We start from the raw sequence: 25,486 nt of genomic DNA on the forward strand, positions 1-25,486 counted from the left end.
CCAGTTTAATGCGAACTTGTTTTCGACAACAAATTCAGGACAAGAACGCCGCTCATAATCAATGCAATGCCAATAATTCCCCACACATCCAGTTTCTGACCAAATACAATCCACGCTATTGTCGTCACCAGAACAATACCCACCCCTGACCAAATGGCATAGGCAATCCCAACAGGAATAGTTTTGAGTGTAAGTGACAGGCAATAAAACGCAATGATAAAGCCCAGTACCACAATGACGGAGGCAATCGGTTTGCTAAAACCCTCACTACTTTTTAAAGCTGAGGTTGCAATCACTTCCGCTATAATTGCAACACATAAAAATATCCAGTTTTTCATCTAAATACACCTAAGCCGCCTACTAAAGCTTTAAATAAGCCAATAAAAAAACATCCTTTTGATTAAAGGGTGTTTTCAATATCAATATTATATCCCAAAAGTTAGGCTGACTTTTTCGCCATATTGTTTTTACGGATTGTAATCATCACCAACTGAACCGCGGCAGGTGTTACGCCAGGAATACGACTGGCCTGTGCCAAAGTCTCTGGACGTACGGTTTTCAACTTCTGTGTAATTTCACGGGACAGACCTGAAACACCATCGTATTCAAAATCAGCAGGAATTCGGGTTTCCTCAAGGCGCTTCATCTGTGCAACATCATCATGCTGACGGTTAATATACCCCTCATACTTCACCGCAATCTCGATCTGTTCACCCACCTGCTCAGACACTTCCGAACCCGTTAACTCTGCAATTTGACTGAAATTGATATTTGGACGTTTCAACAAATCAATCGCACTACATTCCTTGCTCAGGTCAGCACCCGTCATTTCAACGAATTTTTTACCCATTGGATTGTTTGGCGCAGCCCATAAATGTTGTAAACGAGAAGTTTCGCGCTCAACTGCTTCCATTTTTTCGCTATATGCAGCCCAACGCTCATCATCCACTAAGCCAAGCTCACGACCAATAGAGGTTAAACGCTGATCGGCATTATCCTCACGCAACATCAAACGATATTCAGCACGAGAAGTAAACATACGGTACGGTTCTTTGGTTCCCAATGTAATCAGGTCATCAACCAATACGCCCATATAAGCTTGATCACGTTTTGGTGTCCACTCTTCTTGTTCCCACGCACGGCGTGCAGCGTTTAAGCCTGCAAGCAAGCCCTGTGCACCCGCTTCTTCATAACCTGTCGTACCGTTGATTTGACCCGCAAAGTACAGATTTTGAATCGCTTTGGTTTCAAGTGTAAATTTCAATGCTTGTGGATTGAAATAGTCATATTCAATCGCATAGCCCGGACGCAAGATATGAGCATTTTCCATACCGCGAATCGAACGTACAAGATTGAACTGAACGTCAAATGGCAATGAGGTTGAGATACCATTTGGATAAAGCTCATGCGTATCTAAACCTTCAGGCTCAAGAAACACCTGATGCGAATCTTTATCAGCAAAACGATGAATTTTATCTTCAATCGAAGGACAGTAACGAGGACCAACCCCTTCAATCACACCTGTATACATAGGTGAACGATCTAAACCACCACGAATAATTTCATGTGTTTTTTCACTGGTATGAGTGATGTAGCAGTTCACTTGTTCAGGGTGCATCGATACATCACCCATAAATGACATCACTGGAGATGGGAAATCACCCGGTTGTGGTGTCATCACAGAGAAATCAACAGTACGCGCGTCAATACGCGGTGGTGTACCCGTTTTTAAACGACCTACTGGAAGTTTTAACTCACGTAAACGATGCGCCAAAGCAATCGAAGGAGGATCACCTGCACGACCACCACTCGAATTTTGCAACCCGATATGAATGACACCCCCTAAGAAAGTACCCGTGGTGAGTACAACGGTTTTGGTATCAAAACGAATACCCATTTGGGTCACAACACCTTTTACGGTATCGCCTTCAACAATCAAATCATCCGCAGCTTGTTGGAAAATATCCAAATTCGCTTGGTTTTCTAAAGTATGACGAATTGCGGCTTTATAACGGACACGGTCTGCTTGAGCACGCGTCGCACGCACAGCAGCACCTTTGCGCGAGTTTAAAATACGGAATTGAATACCGCCCTTATCAGCAGCAAGTGCCATTGCGCCGCCAAGCGCATCTATCTCACGAACTAAGTGCGATTTACCAATACCACCAATCGCTGGGTTACAGCTCATCTGCCCCAAAGTCTCAATATTATGCGTCAACAATAATGTTTGTCTTCCCATACGAGCCGCCGCAAGCGCAGCTTCCGTACCAGCGTGACCGCCACCAATTACGATAACGTCGTAAACTTTAGGATAGTGCATAGTGGTAATGTGTATTTAAAAAATGACAGAGTATTATACAGAAGTTTTCTATTAAGTTGACAAAATCCGTCAATATTCTTGTAATCCCCATCTGCTTAGCTTGATTTAAATATATACAAAATAAAACTTAATGTTGCACTTTTCATGCATTGTTAACACATGGACTTATAACTATTAACCTGATATCCACTGTTCCGATTCAAAAAATTCTTATCATTATTAGTGCATAACAAATACTTTAGGAAAATGATATGAACACTAAGCTTTTATTTTCGACGCTTATTTGTAGCCTGTGTTTTGCTGTAACAGCACAAACCAATGCAAAAACCACAGTTGATGCACAAACTCAAAAGTATCAACAAGTATGTAAGGGCAAAAAACAAGGTGATATGATTTCATTTGCCTACAAAGGTGTTGTCTTTAATGGTACATGTGAGCCAAATGAAGCTGGTAAATTAGCATTCCAACCTCCAATGCCTGCGAATAATGCAATGCCTGAAACTCAAACTAAGATTTCAGAAACACAATCAGAACCTCGACCAGTGAGTGCGCCTGTTCAGCCTATGGAAATGACACCTCCTCCAATGGAACAATCAGCTCCACAAATTGAACAAACAGCTCCATAAGAAATTGGACACCTATATATAGTTATTTAAGGATGCTGTTCAGCATCCTTATTTTTTGTTCATGCTATATCAAAAGAATTATGTTTGAAAAAACATCTTAAAATTGTAATCAGTCTATTTTATAATCCCTCTGCATGGTCTGAATCTATTACAATAACCAAAATACATTAACTTAGGTTTTCCTGTGAACTGGCTACAAATTCATATTACTGTCGATCAAGAACAAGTTGAACTAACTGAAACTTTGCTCCTTTCTTTGGGTGCTGTCAGCGTTACGCTAGATGATGCCGAAGATCAAGCACTGCTTGAGCCATTACCAGGTGAAACCCCTCTTTGGAATAAAGTCATTGTAACGGGCATTTATCAACAAGAAGAAGATGACCCAATTGATGTTGATACTTTAGAAGCATTTTTAAAAGCACAACTCCCTGATGTTCCAATGCGCCATGAGTATTTAGAAAACCAAGTTTGGGAACGCGCATGGATGGATTATTACGAACCAATTCAAATTGGTGAAAAATATTGGATCGTACCAGAATGGTTAGAGCCACCTGAAGCGGATGCAACCAACATTAAACTGGATCCAGGCTTAGCATTCGGTACAGGTAACCATGCCAGTACATTCCTATGCTTACAATGGCTAGGTAAGACTGATGTAAAAGATAAAATCGTGATTGATTACGGCTGTGGGTCAGGCATCTTGGGTGTTGCTGCTCTTCTATTAGGTGCTAAAAAAGTATATGCCACAGACATTGATCCACAGGCTGTTCTAGCAACAAAACAAAATGCAGAGTTGAATGGTGTACTTGAGCGTCTGTACGTTGGCTTACCAGAAGAATTCAATAACGAGTTTAAAGGTCAACAATCGGACATACTAGTTGCAAATATTCTAGCTGCGCCTCTAATGGCTTTAGCGCCAGAATTCTCAACTTTAATTAAAAATGAGGGAGAGTTCGCACTTGCCGGTGTAATCGAAGAGCAAGTTGCTGATGTTTCTAGTGTTTACTCTGAGTTTTTTGATATATTAGAGATCGAAAAGCGAGAAGAGAACTGGTGTCGCATTTCAGGAAAACGCAAAACAACAATTTGAGAATATTGTTCCTCATGAGTGAAAAACAAACCCGCTGCCCTAAATGCTCAACCGTGTATAAAGTGACCCCTTCACAACTCAGTGTTGCTCAGGGCATGGTTTGTTGTCCTAAGTGCGTTATTAACTTTAATGCACTGACCAATCTTTTAAATACAGAGACAAACGAAACGATTCCTACACAAACCAATCGTTCACTATTCTCCTCTATCCAACCTGATAGCAGCTTTGCTGAAAAGCAAATGCAAATTTTGAGTATTTTTGATCAGAAAATTGAAAACTCAAATATTGATTTATTGACTTATTTAAATAATTTAAATTACTTTAATACTGAACCTGTTACGGCATTGCCTAATTTGAACTTATCAGAAGATAACTTATTAATCCTCCATGAACAAAATCATAAACAACATGGCTGGCTTTATTACACATTGTGGGGATTAGGCAATATTGCATTAATTCTAGTTTTTGCTTTTCAGATTTTATGGTTCAATCCAAAACTCATGCATGATAGTCCAGCATTGAATCACATCTTTAACTATGCTTGCAGTGTAGTAACGTGCAAAATAAAGAATGAACAATATAAATTTCTTAGTTTTGAAAAAGTAAAAATTAAACGTGTAGGAAAAGATGAAACAAGCTTCACGGGTGTATTAGTAAACCGTCACAAAGATAGTCTTGTGATCCCCTCTATTAAAGTGATTCTAAAAGAAAATGGAGAAGTCATCACCGATATCACGCTAAAGCCACAGGATTATTTAGTGGATAGTTTAAAAAGCATCCAAAGAATCCCAACGAATAGCCCTTTTAGATTCGAATTTATAGTGCCAAAGAGTAAAAATAGCTTCGATGATTATAGTTTAGAAATTGTACAGCCTTAAAAGCGTAGGAAAATGACAAAAAAATAAAAAAAAGTGCAGTTAATTTGCTCACTTTTTCGCAGACAGTGGTATGATACGCGCCACGAATGCTTAACCCACTTACTCCTCGTTATTTATAGACAATAAAATCGTTAAACGAACTGTGCTTCTAACACATAAGCGCATTGTTGGTTTTTTTGTTTTTGAAAGTAGGCTGTAACAAATATTTAACTATTGTTACGCTTATTTTTTACACAAATCGAGGATTTGTGGCAAGCTAATAGTCCCTTTGTTTTAGAGTCACTGTTTTAGGATCTAAAACAGGACTCAGTAATTTAGACCACATTTACATATCACTTTATCCAAGTGGTATTTTGATTTTTCGGATTAACACGCATGAATAGCAAATCTCCTATTTTTACGGCTCAATCTGATGTCGCTCTTCGCATCCATGTAGATCGCGCAGTTCGTCATTATTTTGCACAATTGCAAGGTGAGCAACCATCTCAAGTTTATGACATGGTTTTAGCAGAAATGGAGAAACCTCTTTTATCTGTGGTCTTAGAATACACTCGTGGCAATCAAACGCGCGCTGCTGAGATTTTAGGCCTTAACCGCGGAACTTTACGTAAAAAGTTAAAAGCTCACGGTTTAATGAGTGAATAATTGATAAAATGCTCACGTTTTCGTGGGCATTTTTTTTGCCTTTTATTTTTAATCTGTAGACTTCAAACTGTTGACTAGAATCATGACTATCAAACGTGCTTTAATCTCTGTTTCCGACAAAACTGGAATCGTTGAATTTGCTCAAAACCTTGCTGGATTAGGGGTAGAAATCTTATCTACGGGTGGTACATATAAGTTGCTTAAAGACAACAATATCGCTGTAGTAGAAGTTTCTGAACATACAGGTTTTCCTGAAATGATGGATGGTCGTGTTAAGACACTACATCCAAAAATTCATGGTGGCATCTTGGCACGTCGCGGTCTAGACGAAGCTGTGATGCAAGAACACAACATTGATCCGATTGATCTGGTTGTGGTCAACCTTTATCCATTTGCTGCGACTGTGGCTAAACCAGATTGTTCACTTGCTGATGCGATTGAAAACATCGACATCGGTGGTCCAACCATGGTGCGTGCAGCGGCAAAAAACCATGCTTCAGTCGGTATCATCGTCAATGCTGCTGACTACGATGCAGTTGTTGCTGAGTTAAAAGCAAATGGTGGACTTTCCTACGAAACTCGTTTCGACTTAGCGGTAAAAGCGTTTGAGCACACAGCACAATATGATGGCATGATTGCATCTTATCTTGGTGCTCGTGTTGGCAAAGCTGAAGGTGAAGCAGATTTATTCCCTCGCACGTTCAATACCCAACTTAATAAAGCTCAAGATTTGCGTTATGGTGAGAACCCTCATCAAAATGCAGCATTCTATGTTGAAGCAAATGCTACAGAAGCATCAGTTTCAACTGCGAAACAATTACAAGGCAAAGAATTGTCTTATAACAATATTGCAGATACAGATGCAGCACTTGAGTGTGTTAAATCATTTGCAAAACCTGCTTGTGTCATCGTTAAACACGCAAACCCATGTGGTGTTGCAGTTTCATTAGATGGTATCCAAGCGGCTTATGATCTTGCTTATGCAACTGATCCTGAATCTGCATTTGGTGGCATCATTGCATTCAACCGTGAATTAGACGTTGCAACTGCACAGGCCATTGTGGATCGCCAATTTGTTGAAGTGATTATTGCACCAAGTATTGCTGAAGGCGTACTTGAAGTTACTGGCGCGAAAAAGAATGTACGCGTGTTAGTCTGTGGTGAACTTCCTGCAATCGATGCACGTACCGCTCAACTTGACTATAAACGCGTGAATGGTGGTTTGTTAGTTCAAGATCAAGACTTAGGTATGATCACCAAAGATGATCTTAAAGTAGTAACTAAACGCGCACCAACTGAACAAGAAATTGATGATCTTATCTTTGCTTGGAAAGTAGCAAAATATGTGAAATCAAATGCGATTGTTTATGCTAAAAATCGTCAAACGATTGGTGTGGGTGCAGGTCAAATGAGCCGAGTAAATTCTGCTCGTATTGCTGCAATCAAAGCTGAACATGCTGGCTTAGTGGTTGAAGGTGCGGTCATGGCATCTGATGCATTCTTCCCATTCCGTGATGGTATTGATAATGCGGCTAAAGCTGGCATTAAATGTATTATCCAACCGGGTGGTTCTATGCGCGATGAAGAAACAATTGCAGCCGCTGATGAGGCTGGTATCGCAATGGTATTCACGGGTATGCGTCACTTCCGTCATTAATACCCCCTAAGTCCCTCTTTCTTGCGACATCTAAATCGCATCCTAGGGGGACTTTTTTATTCTGAACAGGTATATTCTTAAATACGGAAAAAGGAAATAACTTAATAATGAATATTTTAGTTTTGGGTAGCGGTGGCCGTGAACATGCACTTGCATGGAAAATCGCACAAGATTCAAAAGTAACACAAGTTTTTGTTGCGCCAGGTAATGCAGGCACAGCAACCGAAGATAAGTGTGAAAACGTTGACATCGATATTTTAAATAATCCTGCCATTATCGAATTTGCAAAGGCAAATGATGTTGCATTGGTGATTGTTGGTCCTGAAGCACCTTTGGTTAATGGTGTGGTTGATGCCTGCCGTGCTGCAGACTTAAAAATCTGGGGACCGACCCAGTACGCTGCACAGCTTGAAGGTTCTAAAGCATTCGCTAAACATTTTTTAAAACGTCATAACATCCCTACAGCATTTTATGATGTATTTACTGAGGTTGATGCTGCAAAAGCTTATATCGAACAGCATGGCGCACCAATCGTGATCAAAGCGGATGGCTTAGCGGCAGGTAAAGGTGTAATCGTTGCAATGACCAACGAAGAAGCTTTTGCTGCGATAGATGATATGCTTGCAGGCAACAAATTCGGTGACGCTGGTTCACGTGTTGTAATTGAACAATTTCTTGCAGGTGAAGAAGCAAGTTTCATTTGTATGATCGATGGCAACAACATTTTACCGATGGCAACTTCACAAGACCATAAGCGTATTTTTGAAGGCGACCAAGGTCCAAATACGGGTGGTATGGGGGCGTACTCTCCTGCTCCAGTTGTTACACCAGAAGTATTTGAACGTGTAATGAATGAAGTTATGCGTCCTACTGTTGATGGTATGGCAGCAGATGGTCATGTTTACACAGGTTTCTTATATGCTGGTTTAATGATTGATGAACAAGGTCAACCACGCGTTATTGAATTTAACTGTCGTTTCGGTGATCCAGAAACTCAACCGATTATGATGCGCTTAAAATCATCTTTAGTAGATTTGGTTGAAGCGGGTATTGCTGGCAATCTTCCAAAAGAAGCTGAGTGGGATGATCGCAAATCAATCGGTATTGTACTAGCAGCAGAAGGATATCCTGAAACTGTACGCAAAGGCGATGTGATATCAGGTATTGGTCAATCTCCAGAAGATACTAAGATTTTCCATGCAGGTACGGCAACGACAGAAGATGGCCATATCATCACAGCTGGCGGTCGCGTTCTTTGTGTAACAGCATTAGGTGATACAGTACTTGAAGCGCAGATCAATGCTTTAGAAGTATGTGGTCAAGTGACATTTACAGGTATGCAATATCGTAGCGATATTGGTTACCGTGCGATTGCACGTGAACAAGCTGAATAAGCCTTATCACGATGAAAGGAAGCCTTCTTCGGAAGGCTCTTTTATTCACAAATAGTGCATAAATCAAGTATCTATATTCATTATATAAATAACAAATTCAGAAAAATATATATCCAATTTAAGGTAAACCATTTGCAATCTGTATTCAGAAAAATTCATAAAACTATCATTCATTTATATTTACTTAGAACATAATTTTTCTTAAATAATCATACCGTTAGACTTTAAAGTATCTAGTACAACTACTATAACAAGATCTAAATTATTGGTATGATTGATAAATTAATAGATGAATTGTTAACTATAGTTAAGATTCTTTTTGATCATTATCATATATTTAGAATATTAATTTTAAATTGTGACATTTCATCTACTTCGAGATTTAGCGTAAGAATAATTTGGTTGGCTCTTCTTCTTAATCTAATAGCATTAGAGTAGAACATGAACAATCATCTATTTTTCAATGTTGTAAAACGTCTTAGATTCAAAATCCAAAATAATTTTGAATGATGATGCCAATTTACAACATACAAAACCATTGCGATTCCTGATGCTAGAGAAGTGAAGATTTTCTCGGCATTGTTCCGACTAGGATTTATACATGAAAAAGCTGATTAGCCTTTTTTTAAGTGTATCGGTGTTATTACTTGCAGCATGCAGTAAACAGCCTGATACTGCATCTACTAAGCAAAAAGCGAATGCTGGTGGATTACAAACTGTTGTTATGGCATCTACTGGCTCAGATGCTGATATTTGGCGTTATATTGCAACTTTACCTGAAACCAAAGCCGCAGGTATTAAACTTGAAGTCAAAAACTTCACTGACTATGTTGCAATGAATACAGCTGTTGCTAATAAAGAAGTTGATATTAATGCCTTCCAATCTTACGCTTACCTTGTTGCTTTTAATGCAGCAAATAAAGATAAGATTGCACCTGTTTCAACGACTTATTTAGAACCGATGGGCATTTACTCAAGCAAAGTCAAAAAAGTTGAAGAATTTGCTCAAGGTGCAACCATTGCAATCCCAAATGACGGTGCAAACGAATCACGTGCATTGTTACTTTTACAAAGTGCAGGTTTAATCAAATTAAAAGCTGATTTCGATCCTGTGAAAGGCACGCCTGCTGACATTATCGAAAATAGTAAAAAAATCGTAATCAAGCCAATTCAAATGGCGACAGCTGTACGTGTAAAAGACGAAGTTGATGCGATTCTATTAGGTAATACTTTGGCTTTAGAAGGTGGTTTGAACGTTCTTAAAGACGCAATCTATTACGAACCAATTGATCAAAGCACTAAATTGAATGTCAATGTTTTAGCAACTGCTGAATCTCGTAAAGATGATGCAGTACTACAAAAAGTTGGTGCACTTTATCATACAGAAGCTGTGAAAAAGTATGTGCAAGAACATTTTGCAGGTACAAAAGTTGATGTAAACAAACCGACAAGCTATCTCACTGAAGCAAAATCGTAATATAATATTTTCAATGAAACAGGCAAAGATATTTGCCTGTTTTTTCTTTTTTGCTTATTACTGACGAACATGATCCAATTTAAAAACATTTCGAAACACTATCAATTGAAAGGTCAAACGATCAACGCACTGGATCAAATTAATTTAGAGATCCCAGAAGGCAGCATCTTCGGCATTATTGGTTATAGTGGTGCAGGTAAAAGTACGTTGATCCGTTTGATTAATTTGCTTGAACGCCCGACTCAGGGACAAGTGATTATCAATCAGAAAGACTTTACTGCAATGGATGCGCGTACGCTTCGTCAAGAACGTGCAAATATCGGCATGATCTTTCAACATTTCAATTTACTGCAAACTAAAACAGTATCTGAAAATATTGAAATGCCACTCAAATTATTGGGGCATAACAAAGCTGATCGTGAAAAGCGCCTAGCAGAACTATTAGATTTCATCGATCTCAAGCACAAGAAAGATGCCTATCCTGATGAACTTTCAGGAGGGCAAAAACAACGTGTAGGTATCGCCCGCGCGCTTGCAAACCATCCCAAAATTTTACTGTGTGATGAAGCAACCTCTGCACTTGATCCTCAGACCACACAATCCGTTTTAGCACTATTAAAAAAGATTAATAAAGAACAAAAGATTACCATTGTGATGGTCACCCATGAAATGGACGTAATTGAGTCAGTCTGTGACTATGTTGCAGTCATGGAAGCAGGTCATGTGATTGAAACAGGCCCTACCCTCAATATTTTTAGTCAACCCCAGCATTCGACTACAAAGACCTTCATTCAAACAGTTTTGCAACAACAGTTACCAATTAATATCCTCAATAACCTTGAACATAAGCATCACAATAGTATTTATAGTCTGCAATTCTTGGGGACATCTGCTCAAGAAACCGTCATTCAAGCTGTGATTAAGCAATTTGATTTGAGCCTAAATATTCTTTTTGCCAACATGACTGAAATCAATGGCACTGTGATTGGACAGATGTTTATTCAACTTTTGGGTGATTCAGCGACTATTCAAGACGCTATTAAGTTTCTTGAGCAACAAGGCGTGAAAGTTGAACAATCAGGAGTAAGCCAATGAGAGATTTAATCGTACAGTGGCTTACTGAAGCTTCTGCGCCGTTTTGGCACAGTTCCCTTTCAATTGATCAATTCGTTACGGCATTACAAGAAACCTTTCAAATGGTTTTTTTCTCATTGCTTTTTGGTTGTATTTGGGGATTGATTCAAGGTGTAACTTTAGTTGTCACTCGCACAGGTGGTATCTTACAAAACCGAGCGATCTATTATTTTCTCAACCCAATTGTAAATGCACTACGTTCTTTACCATTTATCATCTTACTTATTGCAGTTATTCCATTAACTAAATTATTAGTTGGAACTTCGATTGGTACTTGGGCTGCGATTGTTCCCCTCACCATTTATGTAGGTCCGTATTTAGGGCGATTGATTGAAACTTCATTACTTGAAGTGAATGAGGGTATTATTGAATCAGCTCAAGCTATGGGTGCCTCACCTTGGCAGATCATTTTTAAATTTATTATCCCCGAAGCACGTAGCTCATTAATTTTGAACCTGACCACAGGGACGATTTCCTTAATTGGTGCAACTGCAATGGCTGGCGCAGTTGGTGCAGGAGGTATCGGTGATTTAGCTATTTCCTATGGTTATCAACGTTTTGATACCAGTGTTGTTATTTTAACCGTGATTGTACTGCTAATTTTAGTTCAACTGGTTCAATCATTTGGTGATTGGTTAGCAAAATTACGCTAATCACAGCAACAGACAAAGCTCTCATTTTGAGGGCTTTTTTTGTACCTTTCTATTTTAAGGAAAGTAAATTTCATTTGCAGCTTTGAATGTATTAACATGTAAAGGCACTAAATCATCAAGTGCCTGATAGCCGCCTGCCAATACAAACAGTAATGGAATTTTCATTTTTTTTGCCATTTCAAAAACTAAGCGATCTCGCTCATATAACAGCTCAGTGGTAAACCATTTTGAGCCATATTTATCTAGTTGGTGGCAGTCCATACCAGCTTGATAGATGATTAGATCTGCTTCCCAATGTGAGGCATATTGAAACGCTTCAAAAATCGCTTCCCGATATAAATCAAAGTTGCCCTGCTTGGGATGAATATAGCGAGTCAGGCTACGCTCCCCTGCCTTGCAACCAAAACGAATCCCAAAAATTCCGAAATTGACCAGATTGGTGAGTCTATTGGTAAATATTGCCGTTCCATCTCCGCCATGCTGATCACAGTCCAGCACAAAGATACGTTTTTCAGGATTTTGTTTAGCAACCAGAGCCAAACCATTAAAGGTACAATATGCAGCACCAGACTCATAACTGGCATGATGAAAACCCTGTGCGATATTGGCCGCAATCCCCTCTTTAAAGGCAATATCAGCGCCAAGCAACTGCCCTGCCTGTACTGATAGGATTGCGTCCCTTAATTGCTCATTCCACGGTTTAAAGCCCTGTATGGTTGCAAATGCAGATTCTCCCGATAAAAAGGCTTCCACATATTCTGGGTTATGTAGTTTTTTTAATATCTCAGTATCAATTAAACCTGGATCAATTAAATCAACCATTTGATGAGTTCGCAGCACATCAGCGACGGCTGTCAGTTTTTCCATACTGTTGGTATGTGTTCTTGCAAAATAGCGTGGTGAGTAACAAGCTTTTAGCATGGATGCCCTACATAAATTTGATCTTTAGCAATTTCAATAAGTTGGCTCAATTCAGTCGTATCAGGTCGAAATAATCCATTATCCACCTGTTGTTTAAAGTGAGAGTTAAATGCACGGGCACGGTTTTTAGGTGACACTGCCAAAGTGGTTAGACGCAAAAACCAGAAACCATTCATTTCAGAGATGGGAATCACATAGCCTTTATATTGTTTATTTTTATGTTTTTCCAGTTGTTCAATGTCATAGTTTGCAGAAAACAGGCTACCTGCGGGTAAACGCACCCCATTCATCATCAATGGTACCAAACTAATACAGGAATGATTGTCCCCCATATTCAGCTTTTCCATCATAATTGGCTGGTGGTTTTCATCGACAAAAATATTAATTTCACCCTGTCTCAATAAACGATGATGTGCGATCCGTAGAAAGAATTTCTCTGCCATTGGGCAGGATCCAACTTTGGGTTTTTCTTCCAGCGCATGGCATTCAATCATCTCAATCGTCCGTGCATCCTGCGGCAAAATAATATCAGCAAGCAACTGGCAAATCAGAATACTTTCCTCAAGTTCAGCATATTGATGGATATTTCTTAATTTGGCCTGAAAATCCACTTCCTGCCTTAAATTCTGGGCAAATGTCTCTTCTGGATTTAGGCGTTGCAGACACTGCTGCACATCGGCATGTATATCCAGATTGCGCCAAGTGGCAAGTTCCAAGCCATAGCAAGAGCTCTGGTTTAAAATATTTCTCAGTCCCTTGGTTTCATAATCATCAAAGATTCGTAAATCCTGAAAACCAAGCACATCACGCGGCTGTGAGACAAATTCGGCAATCACACGTGTTGCCTGAGTATAACCGCAACCGCGACGTTCGGTTTGATGACTAAAGTGCTCATTCAGCATTTCAGTGAGTTTGGCACACAAGGGATGCAAATATTTTTTAAAAATCACCACCACTTCGTGATCAACCAAATCAGACATAACTTCCTCTCTTATTGTTATGATTTATTTGCATTTCATCCTGAGAAATTGCCCTGTCCTTATGTTGTTAAGCAATCTTTTTAAATTATTTTCGCATTTGTTCCATATATTTAAAGATGAATATAAATCATTAACTTATAAAACTTTTATACCATATTTATTTAAAATACTACACTTGTCAACTCTAAAGATTTTCTGGTCTTAAAGGTGTCAGAATTTAGCCTAAACCGTCAGTTACATAACACACTATTTTTGCACTCTTTAATATTTCCACTTACACTAGACACAGGTGATGGTCTTTATCATCAACCCAGCATGAAACAAATATTTAGGACTCGGCTATGCATTATAAGACTCATGCAATTGACGTAAAAAATGCCTTAAAAAACTATATTTGGTTATTGGAAGATACCACGACACAAGAAGTTGTTGTGATTGACCCCACTGACGCAGATTTGGTGACTGCATTTTGCGAACAACATCAACTTGAGTTGAAGCAAATCTGGTTAACACATTGGCATCGCGATCATACTGATGGCGTACAAGGTCTATTGGCTGAGCAAAATATTCTGGTGTATGGCCCACGTGATGAACTCAGTAAAATTTCGTTTATATCGAATCCACTGCAACATAATGACCATTTTCACTTTAATGCTTTAAAAGTTGAGATTATTGCCACACCTGGTCATACCCTCGGTCATATTGTTTATTTTATTGAAAAAATTGATACCCTGTTCTGTGGTGATACTCTGTTTGCAATGGGTTGCGGTCGCCTGTTTGAGGGTACAGCTGAGCAGATGTATCATTCACTGAATCGGCTTGCCGCCTTGCCAATCCAAACCAAGGTTTACTGCACCCATGAATATACGCTTGCAAATGCAGAGTTTGCATTAACAATTGAACCTCATAATGTTGCACTACAAGAACGCATAAAAGAAGTAAAAGCATTGAGAGATTCAGAACAAATTACTCTGCCAAGTACAATTGAATTAGAGCTTGAAACAAATCCTTTCTTGCGCACAGAAAGTGCCGAAGATTTCGCACGGATCAGAGCGCTTAAAGATCAGTTCTAATTTTAAAGTTCTACTTTTTAAAGGCTAAAATTTAGTCTTTAAAAAGTGAAAAATGAAATCATTTTTTACATTTAGAATTAAATGGATTTTTACAGAAAATTATCTTATCGAAGCACGTAAAAAATAATTTTAATAATAAATACAATCAATTAAAAAAACGACAGATAAAATTTTCCTCATAAAAATTACGCTAATTTTACATAATTTACATGCAGAAAAATAAATGTTTGTACTCCCCCTTTAAAAAATTTTCGGCGACCCTTATTAATAAACTCAGGTTCACAAGGAGTTCTCACATGAAAAATAGAGTTGTTAAAGCAAAAAATTTATTGGCCTTTCGTATTTGGCTGGAAAAACTGGGATATTCCGTTAAGAATCTGACAGATAATCGCGGATTTACCTTTAGCTTTAAAAAAGAATATGGATTGGTCACAGGTGACCTATCGGGTAATGCTTTGGCAATGCAACTGGGCGAAGAATTCGAAGACCACTTAAAAGCATAATAATGATTTTATCCTTACATAAACTAGGGTTTCATATGGATATGAAATCCTATGGTATGAATAACTGACCTGTTTTTTAGTTTTCATCTTATTGCTGATTTCTCGCTTTCTAACCAACTGTCATCAAAATAACGTTGGAACAATTATAATTTCCAAGTATCATAATGTCCTAGTCGAGGGATGCTGCGACAATTGATTGGCGCTAAAGATCAATTTGCCAGGCTCGACGATCGGTTGAACACTCGTTTTAACCAACAACGGCATCCGCGAACAGAATGATCCATACTATTTTTCTAGGAGATCCTGATGAACGCGGTTACTGCTTCATTTACAGATTATAAAGTCGCTGATATTTCCCTTGCTGACTACGGCCGTAAAGAAATCAAACTTGCTGAAGCAGAAATGCCAGCTTTGATTGGTTTACGTAAGCGTTATTCAGCGTCAAAACCACTTGCTGGTGCAAAAATTCTCGGTTGTATCCACATGACCATCCAGACTGCGGTTCTCATTGAAACCCTAGTTGAGTTAGGTGCTGAAGTTCGTTGGACATCATGCAACATCTTCTCTACTCAAGATCACGCTGCTGCTGCTATCGCTGCTGCGGGTATTCCTGTGTTTGCTTGGAAAGGCGAAACTGAAGAAGAATACATGTGGTGTCTTGAACAACAAATCAATGTAAATGGCACACCTTGGGATGCCAACATGATTCTTGATGATGGCGGTGATTTAACACTACTTGTTCACGAAAAATACCCTGAAGTGATTGCAAAAATCCACGGTGTAACTGAAGAAACAACAACAGGTGTTCAACGTCTGTATGAAATGTTACGTGATGGTACTTTAAAAGTTCCTGCAATCAACGTAAATGATTCGGTAACGAAATCTAAAAACGACAACAAATATGGTTGCCGCCATTCTCTAAATGATGCAATCAAACGTGGTACAGATATGTTGTTATCTGGTCGTCGTGCACTTGTAATCGGTTACGGTGACGTAGGTAAAGGTTCTGCACAATCACTTCGTCAAGAAGGCATGATTGTACGTGTAACTGAAGTTGATCCAATCTGTGCAATGCAAGCATGCATGGACGGTTACGAAGTGGTATCTCCATACAAAAATGGTGTTCAAACAGGCAAGAAAGAAGACATCAACCTTGACCTTCTTCAAAACACTGACCTTATCGTAACGACAACAGGTAACTACCACGTTTGTGATTCTGCAATGTTAGATAGCTTAAAAGCAGGTGCTGTAGTGTGTAACATCGGTCACTTTGATACAGAGATCGACACTGCATACTTACGTGGTTACAAGTGGGTTGAAGTTAAGCCTCAAGTTCACCAAGTGTATCGTTCAGAAAATGAAAATGATTACTTAATCCTTCTTTCTGAAGGGCGTTTAGTGAATCTTGGTAATGCAACAGGTCACCCATCACGTATTATGGATGGTTCTTTTGCTAACCAAGTGTTAGGTCAAATGCACTTGTTCGCTGAGAAATTTGCTGATCTTCCTGAAGATCAAAAAGCTGCGAAAATCCGTGTAGAACTGATTCCTAAGAAATTAGATGAAGAAGTTGCTGCTGCAATGGTGCTTGGCTTTGGTGGTGTACTCACCCAGTTAACGCAAGTACAAGCAGATTACCTCGGCGTTGCTGTGGAAGGTCCATTCAAATCTGACGCTTATAAATACTAAGAAAATCAGGGCAGACGTTTACGGACTGCCCTTTTTTCTAAAATAATGTCTAAGCGATTAAAAAAGGATTTGAAATGATGAAACGTGTTCCTATTTCTTTTGAATTTTTCCCGCCAAAAACTGATGCTGGCGCTGAAAAGTTACGTATCGTTCACCAAGAATTACAGCGATTAAACCCAGAGTTTTTCTCCATTACTTATGGTGCTGGTGGTTCTACTCGTGAACGCACTTTAGCAGCCATTCATGATTTTAATGGCAAAGGTACGCCCGTAGCCCCTCACCTTTCTTGTATTGGCGATGATAAAGCTCGTATTGCTGAGCTCTTAGATTTATATAAATCACAAGGGATTGACCGTATCGTAGCATTGCGTGGTGATTTACCTTCAGGTCAAGTTGGTCTTGGCGAATTACCTTATGCTCAAGATCTTGTTCGCTTTATCCGTGAACATTCAGGTGATCATTTCCATATTGAAGTTGCTGCGTACCCTGAAATGCATCCGCAAGCTGATAGCTTTGATGGTGACATTCAACGTTTTGTTGAAAAAGTGAATGCAGGCGCGAACGCAGGTATTACCCAATTTTTCTTCAATCCAGATGCTTATTTCTATTTCATCGAACGTATTGCTAAAGCTGGTGTGGATATTCCCATTGCACCAGGCATTATGCCGATTACCAACGCAAGCAACCTGATCCGCTTTGCCGATGGCACAGGTGCAGAAATCCCACGCTGGATTCGCAAGCAACTTGCTGCCTATGGTGATGACAGTGAAAGTATTAAAGCATTCGGTCATGAAGTGATTGTTAAACTTTGCGAACGTTTAATTGCTGGCGGAGCACCGACCTTACACTTTTATTCAATGAACCAAACAGAGCCAACTCGACAACTCGTTGTTGATCTTGGCTTAAACTAATTTGCATGAGCATTCCCCAGACATGAACCGTTTCTACATCGAAGCCGAATTAAACACTGGCAATAGCATTGAATTGACGGAATCGGTGTTTCATCACTGGGTGCGCGTGCTCCGTGCAAAAGAGCAGGAACAGGCCATCTTTTTCAATGGAAAAGGTGGTGAATACTGCGTGACGCTCACTGAAATCAACAAGAAAAATGCAGTTGTGTCAGTTGACCATTTTGAGCCAGCCAATCGAACCCCTCCTTTTAAAGTAGTTTTAGGCCAGGTGATGAGCAAGGGGGATCGCATGGATTATGCGATTCAGAAAGCCACTGAACTTGGTGTGACCAGCATTCAACTGTTGACCAGCGAACGTTGCGAAATGCGCCTGAAATACGACCGTGATCAAAAGAAGATTGATCACTGGCAGTCTGTGGCCATTGCAGCATGTGAACAATGCGGTATGAACATTGTTCCAGAAATTCTCGCCCCCATTGCCTTAACAGATTGGGTCAGCTCGAAACTGCCACAGACCCGTTTGGTTTTGGCACCAAATAAAGCCCAGGAAAATGTATTGCTGAATAGTGAACCTGATTTAGCCCTACTGATTGGTCCAGAAGGTGGTTTGAGTGAAGCAGAAATTGAAACTGCAAACCAGAATCATTTTCAAAGCTGGTGTATTGGAGACCGTGTTTTAAGGACTGAAACCGCTCCAGTTGTCGCCTTATCCATTTTAAATTATCACTTTTTGGCCAAATAATGGTTTTGGATTGCTTTCCAATTGCTTTAGCGGTAATTTAAAATAAAACACAATGATGTTGATATACAGCAACGTCTATAGGCCCAACACAGATAAAAATGAAAAGGATTATTCTTTATATGTCAGGGGTTCAAGAAAAAAAAATTCCGCAGTTTATTTATACGGATCAGATCAACTATCCTAACCACGTACGCCTATTCGTTTTAAGTGTATTTTTTATTGCGCTTCTGGATTATGTGTTATTTGCTTCTTTCTATTCCTTTAGTGCAAATGTCTTTACCACATGGACGACCCTTACTCTTACACTATTACTCATTTTTTACGCAGTCTGTCACTTTTCATTAAGATATTACTCATCAAGTCGCTTTGCTGGAAAAACCAACATTACCTTTCAGGTGATCTGCTTTTTCACGGGGTTATTGCTGGGGATCAGCACCATTGTGATCAATTACCTATTGATTAAGGATGTCCCGAATCTTTCCGCATCACACATCCTGACCTTGACGGCCCTGCTGCTCACCTCTTCACATATTATTGCGCTGACTTTTTTAACCCAGCATATCCGTTACTTCTTCCTGTTCTTCATTCCAAGCATCAGCCCCTTGGTGATTTCTCAGATTATAAATAGAGACCAAGAATATACCCTATTTTATATTGCCTATTACCTGTCCTTTTTTGCCACCCTGCTTTGTGCTCAGGCCACCTTTAATATTCACCAGCGCCTGTCTCAGGTTCTGGATAAAAACAAGCAACTGATTGATGTGGCGGAACAACACAATCAATGGACAGAGGAACTGTGCCAACAGCTACAGCGTGAGGTCAACAAATCCAAAGACATAGAAGCACAACTCCAGTTCAATAATCATTTGCTGGAACAAAAGGTCCGTGAACGTACTTTTGATCTGACCCAGATGAATGAAAGTCTGGAAGAACACCGTCAAAATCTGGCTTTTGCCCATGAAACTGCGGGTATTCGTCCCTGGGAATGGAATCTGGAAAACCATACGGTTGGTGTCACCAACGCCCATAGTCAAGCGGTTACACGCAAGTCTGAAAACCACTACACCCTGCTGCATAAAATCGTTCATCCAGATGATGTGGATCGGGTTAAAAATACCCTGTATAGCCATTTGTATGGACAAACACAACGCTATGAGGAGACTTTCCGTATCAAACGCCATAATGGTGAATGGACATGGATCCATGATGTTGGACAGGTCATTCTCAGAAATCCCAAAGATGGAACGCCGTTGCGTATGGTGGGCATCTACCGTGACATTAATCAGGAGAAAAAGCATCAGGAACGTTTAAAACTGGCTGCCAGCGTTTTTGAACAGGCTTCTGAAGGCATTTTTATTCTGGATGAAAATTTCTGCTACATCGAGGTCAACCCAAAATACCAACAACTGACTGGACTTGATAAGCAAACCATTCTAAACAAAGAACTTTTTGAAATTACCAAACAAAATAAACAGCATCACCATAATTTCCACCTCTCGATTCTGGACACCCTCTATGAAGAACAGGAATATGAGGGTGAATTTCAGGAAACCTATCTTTCTGAGAAGTCCTGTTTTTTATGGATGCATATTAATGCGGTGAAAGACGAGGCTGATCGGGTCATTAGCTATATTGGCATCGTGTCTGACCAGACTGAACGTAAGCATCAGGAACAGCGTCTTTCCTATCTCACCAACTATGACACCCTGACGGATTTACCAAATCGTTTCTACTACCACCAGCAATTACATCAATATCTGGTCAATGAAGCATCCATTCAGCATCTTGCGGTAATTCGACTGAATATCGACAGATTCCGTGCATTGAATGAATTATTGAGCAATCAGGCAGGAAATGAACTGCTTAAACAGGCTGCACAACGTTTACGGATTAGTAATATTAATGCTCTTCTGGTCGCACATTTAAGCGCGGATGATTTCGCGATTATTTACGAGATGTCACCACTCCATCCACAGATACATCAACTGTGCAACAATATTGTCGAGGCATTTAGCAAGCCATTCTATATTGCGGAGCAGGAATATGTGGTCAGCATCTCCATTGGTGTGGCGATTTATCCAGAGCATGGCCGTCAGGTTGATAACCTCAACACTCATGCCGAACAGGCACTGACGGAAGCCAAACGCTTGGGTGGCAACACCATTCGTTATTATTCGAGCGAACGTACCAACTTCGTGGCAAGACACACTGATCTGGAACTCGATTTAAGAAAAGCCATTCAGAACAATGAATTGGTTGTTTATTATCAACCCAAAATTACTGCCTCCAATTGCCAGATCAATGGTTTTGAGGCACTGATTCGTTGGAAGCATCCAACAAAGGGGTTGATCATGCCAAATATCTTTATTCCTCTGGCAGAAAGTACCAGCCTAATTTCAGATATTGGACGCTTTGTGCTGTATGAGGCGGCAAAACAAATCCAGATTTGGCAACAACTGGGTTTCTCCAATATTCATATTGCTGTAAACATTGTGGCACAGCAAATCCTGCGAGGTCAGTTACTGCATGATATTGACACGGTTCTGGATACCTATGCAATTTCAGGCAAAGATCTTGAGTTGGAAATTACCGAATCCGCTTTTCTGGAAAATACGGAAAATGTCAAAACAGTTTTATGTGCACTCAAGGAACGCAATATTTCCATTGCACTAGATGATTTTGGAACGGGCTATTCCTCCCTCGCCTACCTCACCGAATATCCAATTGACATCTTAAAAATTGATCGGGCATTTATTTCAAAAATTGGTAATGCAAAACAAGATGCGATTGTTAATGCTATGATTGCCATGGGTAAAACAATTGGCTTAAAAGTTGTCGCTGAAGGCGTTGAAACAGAACAGCAATGTGAATATTTGAAACGACAAAACTGTGACATATTACAGGGTTACTTATTTGCCAAACCCTTAACTGCCGTACATGCAACTGAATACTTACAGCAACATATGCGTCTAGCAATTGCAAGATATTCCAGTTAAAACCATATTTTGAGCTTTTGGCAGTTTAATTTACACTCAATATAAATTGTCAATAAGCCTATACGTTCAGTGAAAATAAGCTTTTTTGACTGGGCGAAAACATGAACTAGTGCTATATTCTTGTGCACTTATCTTAATATAATCATCAGCCATGTATATGCCTGATTATTATCGGAACAATCGAGACTCAGATGGACGATCAATCTTTAAAAGAAGCCGCTTTGTATTACCATGAATTTCCTACGCCTGGAAAAATCAGCGTGACACCGAGTAAGCAACTCGTAAACCAACGAGACTTAGCGCTTGCATATTCTCCTGGTGTTGCTGCTCCATGTCTGGAAATTGAACGTGACCCTTCTGCTGCTGCAAAATATACAGCACGTGGAAATTTGGTTGCCGTCGTGAGTAATGGTACAGCCGTGCTTGGTTTAGGAAACATTGGTCCTCTTGCTTCTAAGCCTGTTATGGAAGGTAAAGGCGTTCTATTCAAGAAGTTTGCTGGTGTTGATGTATTTGATATTGAAATTGCGGAAAATGATCCAGACAAGATCGTGGATATCGTTGCCGCATTGGAACCAACGTTTGGCGGTATCAACCTGGAAGACATCAAGGCACCTGAATGTTTCTATATCGAGAAGAAACTTCGTGAACGCATGAAGATTCCTGTGTTCCATGATGATCAACATGGTACCAGTATTATTGTAGGCTCAGCATTGTTGAATGCCTTGCAGATTGTGAACAAGAAAATTGATGAAATTAAAATCGTTGCATCAGGTGCTGGTGCTGCTGCATTGTCATGTTTAGATTTACTTTGTGCATTAGGCGTAAATAAATCGAATATTATTGTAGCTGATTCTCGTGGCCTTTTAACAACTTCACGTGAAGGACTTGATGAATCGAAAAAACGTTACGTTCAAGATATTTCTGCGACTCAATTACATGAAGTAATGGCTGGCGCAGATATGTTCTTGGGTCTTTCTGCAGCGGGAATTTTAACCAAAGAAATGGTTAAAGAAATGGCTGAAAACCCAATTATTTTTGCACTTGCAAATCCAGATCCAGAAATCTTACCTGAACATGCGCACGAAGTTCGTCCAGATGTGATTATGGCAACTGGTCGTTCAGACTATCCAAACCAAGTAAACAATGCACTTTGTTTCCCATATATTTTCCGTGGTGCACTCGATGTCGGTGCTACAACGATCAACGAAGATATGAAAATTGCTTGTGTACATGCGATTGCACGTATGGCACATATTGAAGCAGATGCTGCGACTTACGGTGAAAAATCTGCATCATTCGGTCGTGATTACTTGATCCCTCGCCCTCTAGACCAACGCTTGATTTTAGAAATCGCGCCTGCGGTTGCTAAAGCTGCAATGGATTCTGGTGTTGCGACACGTCCAATTGAAGATTTCTCTGCATATCGTCAAAGACTTTCTGAGTTTGTATATAACTCAGCATTCTTAATGAAACCAATTTTCTCACAAGCGAAAACTGACCCTAAGCGTATTGCATATGCCGAGGGTGAAGATCAACGTGTATTACGTGCGGTTCAAATTGTTGTAGATGAAGGTCTGGCTAAACCAATTCTTGTTGGTCGTACAGCCGTTATTGAAGACAATATCAGAAAACTCGGTTTACGCTTACAGCACGGTGTCAATATTGAAATCGTCGATCAAGAAAACAATCCTTTATATGATGATTTCTGGAAAGACTACTACAATACAATGCAACGTAAAGGCGTAACTGTTGAATATGCGCAACGTGAAGCACGTCGTCGTTCAACCTTAATCGCCGCACTGCTAGTTAAGTTCGGTAAAGCTGATGGTATGCTATGTGGTACTTATGCGAGCTACGATATCCATTTAGATTTCGTTAAAAACGTGATCGGTTTAAAAGAAGGTCGTAGTACATTCTTTACACTCAATGCATTAATGCTTGAAGATCGTAACTTGTTTATTGCCGATACCTATGTAAATACCAATCCAACTGCTGAACAACTTGCAGAGATGACTATTTTAGCAGCCGAAGAAGTGCGTCGTTTTGGTATGACCCCTCGTGTCGCTTTGCTTTCTCACTCAAGTTTTGGAAGCGATCAAGTTGATCCAAGTGCTCAGAAAATGCGTGAAGTTTATCGTTTACTTTCTGAACAAGCGCCTGAACTTGAAGTTGAAGGTGAAATGCACGGTGATGCTGCATTAGATGATAATATTCGTCATTTTGCATTTCCAAATTCACGCTTTAAAGGTTCAGCAAACTTGTTGATTATGCCGAATTTAGATTCTGCAAATATTTCATTCAACTTGTTAAAAGCAACATCTGGTAATAATGTAACGATTGGTCCAATCTTGTTAGGCGCAGCAAAACCAGTTCATATTTTAACACCGACAGCAACTACCCGTCGTCTGGTGAATATGACAGCTTTAACTGTTGCTGAAATTCAGCAAAGCCAAAACTGATACAGTTTAAGCATGGCTTTTAACATTAAAAGCTATGCTTAGTGCTTGAGAAAACCTCTATTCTGTAGCATGATTGTGTGAAGAATAGAGGTTTTTTATGCAAGTTTATTTAGTAGGCGGTGCTGTTCGAGATCATTTACTCGGGCATCCCTATCACGAAAAAGATTATGTTGTGGTTGGAGCAACACCTGAACAATTATTATCTGAAGGCTACCAACCCGTTGGAAAGGATTTTCCTGTATTTCTTCATCCAAAAACAAAAGAAGAATATGCACTAGCACGTACTGAAAGAAAATCAGGCATTGGCTATCACGGATTCCAATTTTTTACTGATACCACTGTTAAATTAGAAGAAGATTTAATTCGCCGTGACTTAACCATCAATGCAATGGCAATGGATGAAACTGGACAAGTTTATGATCCATATGGTGGTCAAAAAGATCTTGATCAGAAAATCCTACGCCATGTTTCAGATGCATTTACAGAAGATCCCTTACGTGTGCTACGTGTTGCTCGCTTCGCTGCTCGTTATGCTAGTTATGGATTTGAAATTGCAGAAGAAACTTTGCAATTAATGAAAAGGATTGCCAATTCAGGGGAACTGAATGCTTTAACACCTGAACGTGTATGGAAAGAGACTTCTCGTGCATTAATGGAAGATCATGCCGATATCTATTTTCAAACATTAAGAGATTGTGATGCACTAAAAGTACTGTTTCCCGAGATAGATGCATTATTTGGTATTCCTCAACGCCCAGAGTACCACCCTGAAATAGATTGTGGTGTACACACCTTAATGGCACTAAAACAAGCTTGTCAGGCCAACTATGGACTAGATGTACGCTTCGCTGTTCTGGTCCATGATTTGGGCAAGGCATTGACCCCTGTTGAAGAGCTGCCACGCCATATCATGCATGAGGAACGTGGTTTGCAACCCGTAACAGAGGTGTGTGACCGCTTAAAGGTTCCCTCTCAACTCAAGAGTCTGGCCCTCACCGTCTGTAAAGAGCATTTAAAGTGCCATCAGGCTAAGAGTTTAAAACCAGGTACTTTATGGCGTTTACTACAACGTTTGGACGTTCTACGGAAACCAGAAAAGGTTGAGGCATTTGTACAAGCATGTGAATGTGACGCAAAAGGCCGCCTAGGTCTGGAAGACCGTCCTTACCCACAGGCCCAATATATTCTGGATGCAATGCAAATTGTACGGAATATTCGGGCACAGGATTTACCTGAACACATCACAGGGCCTGAGATTGGCGAAATGCTCATTCAGTATCGAATTGAGGCATTGGCACAATTCAAACAGCAACACGATGAGTCATAGTTTGGGGA

21 protein-coding genes are annotated in these 25,486 nt (G+C 39.9%); 17 read left to right on the plus strand and 4 right to left on the minus strand.

From position 1 onward, the window contains the following. Nucleotides 1–5 precede the first annotated feature (5 nt). Nucleotides 6–338 carry a multidrug efflux SMR transporter gene (locus NO346_RS05905; protein WP_256414578.1) on the minus strand — a complete coding sequence of 111 codons (333 nt, stop codon included), beginning with the start codon at nt 336–338 and terminating at the stop codon, nt 6–8. Nucleotides 339–439: 101 nt separating this feature from the next. Beyond that, nucleotides 440–2,320, minus strand: coding sequence for a tRNA uridine-5-carboxymethylaminomethyl(34) synthesis enzyme MnmG (gene mnmG / locus NO346_RS05910; RefSeq protein WP_256414579.1), 1,881 nt, complete (start codon nt 2,318–2,320; stop codon nt 440–442). Between the two features lie 251 nt (nt 2,321–2,571). On the opposite strand from mnmG, the gene NO346_RS05915 reads away from it, so the two are divergent. The 9 genes from NO346_RS05915 (at nt 2,572) to NO346_RS05955 (ending at nt 11,874) form a co-directional block, all read left to right on the plus strand. Next, a complete protein-coding gene (locus NO346_RS05915; RefSeq protein ID WP_004912249.1) occupies nt 2,572–2,946 on the plus strand; it encodes a hypothetical protein in 375 nt (124 codons plus the stop codon). A 184-nt stretch (nt 2,947–3,130) separates the two neighbouring features. Continuing rightward, on the plus strand, nt 3,131–4,036 hold the full coding sequence (prmA, locus tag NO346_RS05920; protein WP_004955154.1) for a 50S ribosomal protein L11 methyltransferase: 906 nt from the start codon (nt 3,131–3,133) through the stop codon (nt 4,034–4,036). A 14-nt stretch (nt 4,037–4,050) separates the two neighbouring features. Beyond that, nucleotides 4,051–4,914 (plus strand): DUF3426 domain-containing protein, encoded by an 864-nt coding sequence (locus NO346_RS05925; RefSeq protein WP_256414580.1) that lies wholly within the window; start codon nt 4,051–4,053, stop codon nt 4,912–4,914. A gap of 375 nt (nt 4,915–5,289) precedes the next feature. Continuing rightward, complete coding sequence (gene fis, locus NO346_RS05930; protein WP_001086304.1) at nt 5,290–5,559, plus strand: DNA-binding transcriptional regulator Fis; 270 nt, start codon at nt 5,290–5,292, stop codon at nt 5,557–5,559. Between the two features lie 82 nt (nt 5,560–5,641). After that, the gene (purH, locus tag NO346_RS05935; RefSeq protein ID WP_256414581.1) at nt 5,642–7,216 is read left to right on the plus strand and encodes a bifunctional phosphoribosylaminoimidazolecarboxamide formyltransferase/IMP cyclohydrolase; all 1,575 of its coding nucleotides are present in this window, start codon (nt 5,642–5,644) and stop codon (nt 7,214–7,216) included. A 107-nt stretch (nt 7,217–7,323) separates the two neighbouring features. Continuing rightward, entirely contained in the window at nt 7,324–8,610 is a 1,287-nt protein-coding gene (purD, locus tag NO346_RS05940) for a phosphoribosylamine--glycine ligase (RefSeq protein WP_256414582.1), read from the plus strand. 601 nt (nt 8,611–9,211) lie between these two features. After that, the gene (locus NO346_RS05945; RefSeq protein ID WP_256414583.1) at nt 9,212–10,087 is read left to right on the plus strand and encodes a MetQ/NlpA family ABC transporter substrate-binding protein; all 876 of its coding nucleotides are present in this window, start codon (nt 9,212–9,214) and stop codon (nt 10,085–10,087) included. A 69-nt stretch (nt 10,088–10,156) separates the two neighbouring features. Then, entirely contained in the window at nt 10,157–11,182 is a 1,026-nt protein-coding gene (locus NO346_RS05950) for a methionine ABC transporter ATP-binding protein (RefSeq protein WP_005161062.1), read from the plus strand. Continuing rightward, nucleotides 11,179–11,874, plus strand: coding sequence for a methionine ABC transporter permease (locus tag NO346_RS05955; protein ID WP_004661291.1), 696 nt, complete (start codon nt 11,179–11,181; stop codon nt 11,872–11,874). The genes NO346_RS05950 and NO346_RS05955 overlap by 4 nt, the downstream gene beginning before the upstream one ends. A gap of 54 nt (nt 11,875–11,928) precedes the next feature. Here the strand turns inward: NO346_RS05955 and NO346_RS05960 are convergent, their stop codons facing one another. Continuing rightward, nucleotides 11,929–12,795: a hypothetical protein gene (locus tag NO346_RS05960; RefSeq protein WP_005161065.1), complete on the minus strand. Its 867-nt coding sequence runs from the start codon at nt 12,793–12,795 to the stop codon at nt 11,929–11,931. Next, entirely contained in the window at nt 12,789–13,775 is a 987-nt protein-coding gene (locus tag NO346_RS05965) for a hypothetical protein (RefSeq protein ID WP_256414585.1), read from the minus strand. The genes NO346_RS05960 and NO346_RS05965 overlap by 7 nt, the downstream gene beginning before the upstream one ends. Before the next feature lie 341 nt (nt 13,776–14,116). On the opposite strand from NO346_RS05965, the gene gloB reads away from it, so the two are divergent. From gloB to NO346_RS06005, 8 genes are all read left to right on the plus strand, one after another. Then, nucleotides 14,117–14,848, plus strand: a complete 732-nt coding sequence (gloB, locus tag NO346_RS05970) for a hydroxyacylglutathione hydrolase (RefSeq protein WP_256414586.1) — start codon at nt 14,117–14,119, stop codon at nt 14,846–14,848. 296 nt (nt 14,849–15,144) lie between these two features. After that, nucleotides 15,145–15,351, plus strand: a complete 207-nt coding sequence (locus NO346_RS05975; protein WP_004638493.1) for a hypothetical protein — start codon at nt 15,145–15,147, stop codon at nt 15,349–15,351. Between the two features lie 306 nt (nt 15,352–15,657). After that, nucleotides 15,658–17,040, plus strand: a complete 1,383-nt coding sequence (gene ahcY / locus NO346_RS05980; RefSeq protein ID WP_256414587.1) for an adenosylhomocysteinase — start codon at nt 15,658–15,660, stop codon at nt 17,038–17,040. A 74-nt stretch (nt 17,041–17,114) separates the two neighbouring features. Then, complete coding sequence (gene metF, locus NO346_RS05985) at nt 17,115–17,951, plus strand: methylenetetrahydrofolate reductase [NAD(P)H] (RefSeq protein ID WP_256414588.1); 837 nt, start codon at nt 17,115–17,117, stop codon at nt 17,949–17,951. Nucleotides 17,952–17,973: 22 nt separating this feature from the next. Next, a complete protein-coding gene (locus NO346_RS05990; protein WP_256414589.1) occupies nt 17,974–18,693 on the plus strand; it encodes a 16S rRNA (uracil(1498)-N(3))-methyltransferase in 720 nt (239 codons plus the stop codon). Nucleotides 18,694–18,812: 119 nt separating this feature from the next. Continuing rightward, nucleotides 18,813–21,689, plus strand: a complete 2,877-nt coding sequence (locus NO346_RS05995; RefSeq protein ID WP_256414590.1) for an EAL domain-containing protein — start codon at nt 18,813–18,815, stop codon at nt 21,687–21,689. A 191-nt stretch (nt 21,690–21,880) separates the two neighbouring features. Beyond that, complete coding sequence (locus tag NO346_RS06000; protein WP_005161082.1) at nt 21,881–24,151, plus strand: NADP-dependent malic enzyme; 2,271 nt, start codon at nt 21,881–21,883, stop codon at nt 24,149–24,151. A 97-nt stretch (nt 24,152–24,248) separates the two neighbouring features. Further along, nucleotides 24,249–25,478 carry a multifunctional CCA addition/repair protein gene (locus NO346_RS06005; RefSeq protein WP_256414591.1) on the plus strand — a complete coding sequence of 410 codons (1,230 nt, stop codon included), beginning with the start codon at nt 24,249–24,251 and terminating at the stop codon, nt 25,476–25,478. Nucleotides 25,479–25,486: the final 8 nt, after the last annotated feature.

It is taken from the genome of Acinetobacter sp. 5862, assembly GCF_024494585.1.
Taxonomy (GTDB): Bacteria; Pseudomonadota; Gammaproteobacteria; order Pseudomonadales; family Moraxellaceae; genus Acinetobacter.

What these genes read in the sequence shown, in the direction of transcription:
- NO346_RS06000 (WP_005161082.1), top strand. Translation starts at nt 21,881, where the DNA reads ATGGACGATCAATCTTTAAAAGAAGCCGCTTTGTATTACCATGAATTT.
- NO346_RS05950 (WP_005161062.1), top strand. Translation starts at nt 10,157, where the DNA reads ATGATCCAATTTAAAAACATTTCGAAACACTATCAATTGAAAGGTCAA.
- fis (WP_001086304.1), top strand. Translation starts at nt 5,290, where the DNA reads ATGAATAGCAAATCTCCTATTTTTACGGCTCAATCTGATGTCGCTCTT.
- NO346_RS06005 (WP_256414591.1), top strand. Translation starts at nt 24,249, where the DNA reads ATGCAAGTTTATTTAGTAGGCGGTGCTGTTCGAGATCATTTACTCGGG.
- NO346_RS05995 (WP_256414590.1), top strand. Translation starts at nt 18,813, where the DNA reads ATGTCAGGGGTTCAAGAAAAAAAAATTCCGCAGTTTATTTATACGGAT.
- purH (WP_256414581.1), top strand. Translation starts at nt 5,642, where the DNA reads ATGACTATCAAACGTGCTTTAATCTCTGTTTCCGACAAAACTGGAATC.
- NO346_RS05965 (WP_256414585.1), bottom strand. Translation starts at nt 13,775, where the DNA reads ATGTCTGATTTGGTTGATCACGAAGTGGTGGTGATTTTTAAAAAATAT.
- NO346_RS05925 (WP_256414580.1), top strand. Translation starts at nt 4,051, where the DNA reads ATGAGTGAAAAACAAACCCGCTGCCCTAAATGCTCAACCGTGTATAAA.
- metF (WP_256414588.1), top strand. Translation starts at nt 17,115, where the DNA reads ATGATGAAACGTGTTCCTATTTCTTTTGAATTTTTCCCGCCAAAAACT.
- purD (WP_256414582.1), top strand. Translation starts at nt 7,324, where the DNA reads ATGAATATTTTAGTTTTGGGTAGCGGTGGCCGTGAACATGCACTTGCA.
- NO346_RS05955 (WP_004661291.1), top strand. Translation starts at nt 11,179, where the DNA reads ATGAGAGATTTAATCGTACAGTGGCTTACTGAAGCTTCTGCGCCGTTT.
- NO346_RS05990 (WP_256414589.1), top strand. Translation starts at nt 17,974, where the DNA reads ATGAACCGTTTCTACATCGAAGCCGAATTAAACACTGGCAATAGCATT.
- NO346_RS05945 (WP_256414583.1), top strand. Translation starts at nt 9,212, where the DNA reads ATGAAAAAGCTGATTAGCCTTTTTTTAAGTGTATCGGTGTTATTACTT.
- gloB (WP_256414586.1), top strand. Translation starts at nt 14,117, where the DNA reads ATGCATTATAAGACTCATGCAATTGACGTAAAAAATGCCTTAAAAAAC.
- NO346_RS05905 (WP_256414578.1), bottom strand. Translation starts at nt 338, where the DNA reads ATGAAAAACTGGATATTTTTATGTGTTGCAATTATAGCGGAAGTGATT.
- mnmG (WP_256414579.1), bottom strand. Translation starts at nt 2,320, where the DNA reads ATGCACTATCCTAAAGTTTACGACGTTATCGTAATTGGTGGCGGTCAC.
- NO346_RS05975 (WP_004638493.1), top strand. Translation starts at nt 15,145, where the DNA reads ATGAAAAATAGAGTTGTTAAAGCAAAAAATTTATTGGCCTTTCGTATT.
- NO346_RS05915 (WP_004912249.1), top strand. Translation starts at nt 2,572, where the DNA reads ATGAACACTAAGCTTTTATTTTCGACGCTTATTTGTAGCCTGTGTTTT.
- NO346_RS05960 (WP_005161065.1), bottom strand. Translation starts at nt 12,795, where the DNA reads ATGCTAAAAGCTTGTTACTCACCACGCTATTTTGCAAGAACACATACC.
- ahcY (WP_256414587.1), top strand. Translation starts at nt 15,658, where the DNA reads ATGAACGCGGTTACTGCTTCATTTACAGATTATAAAGTCGCTGATATT.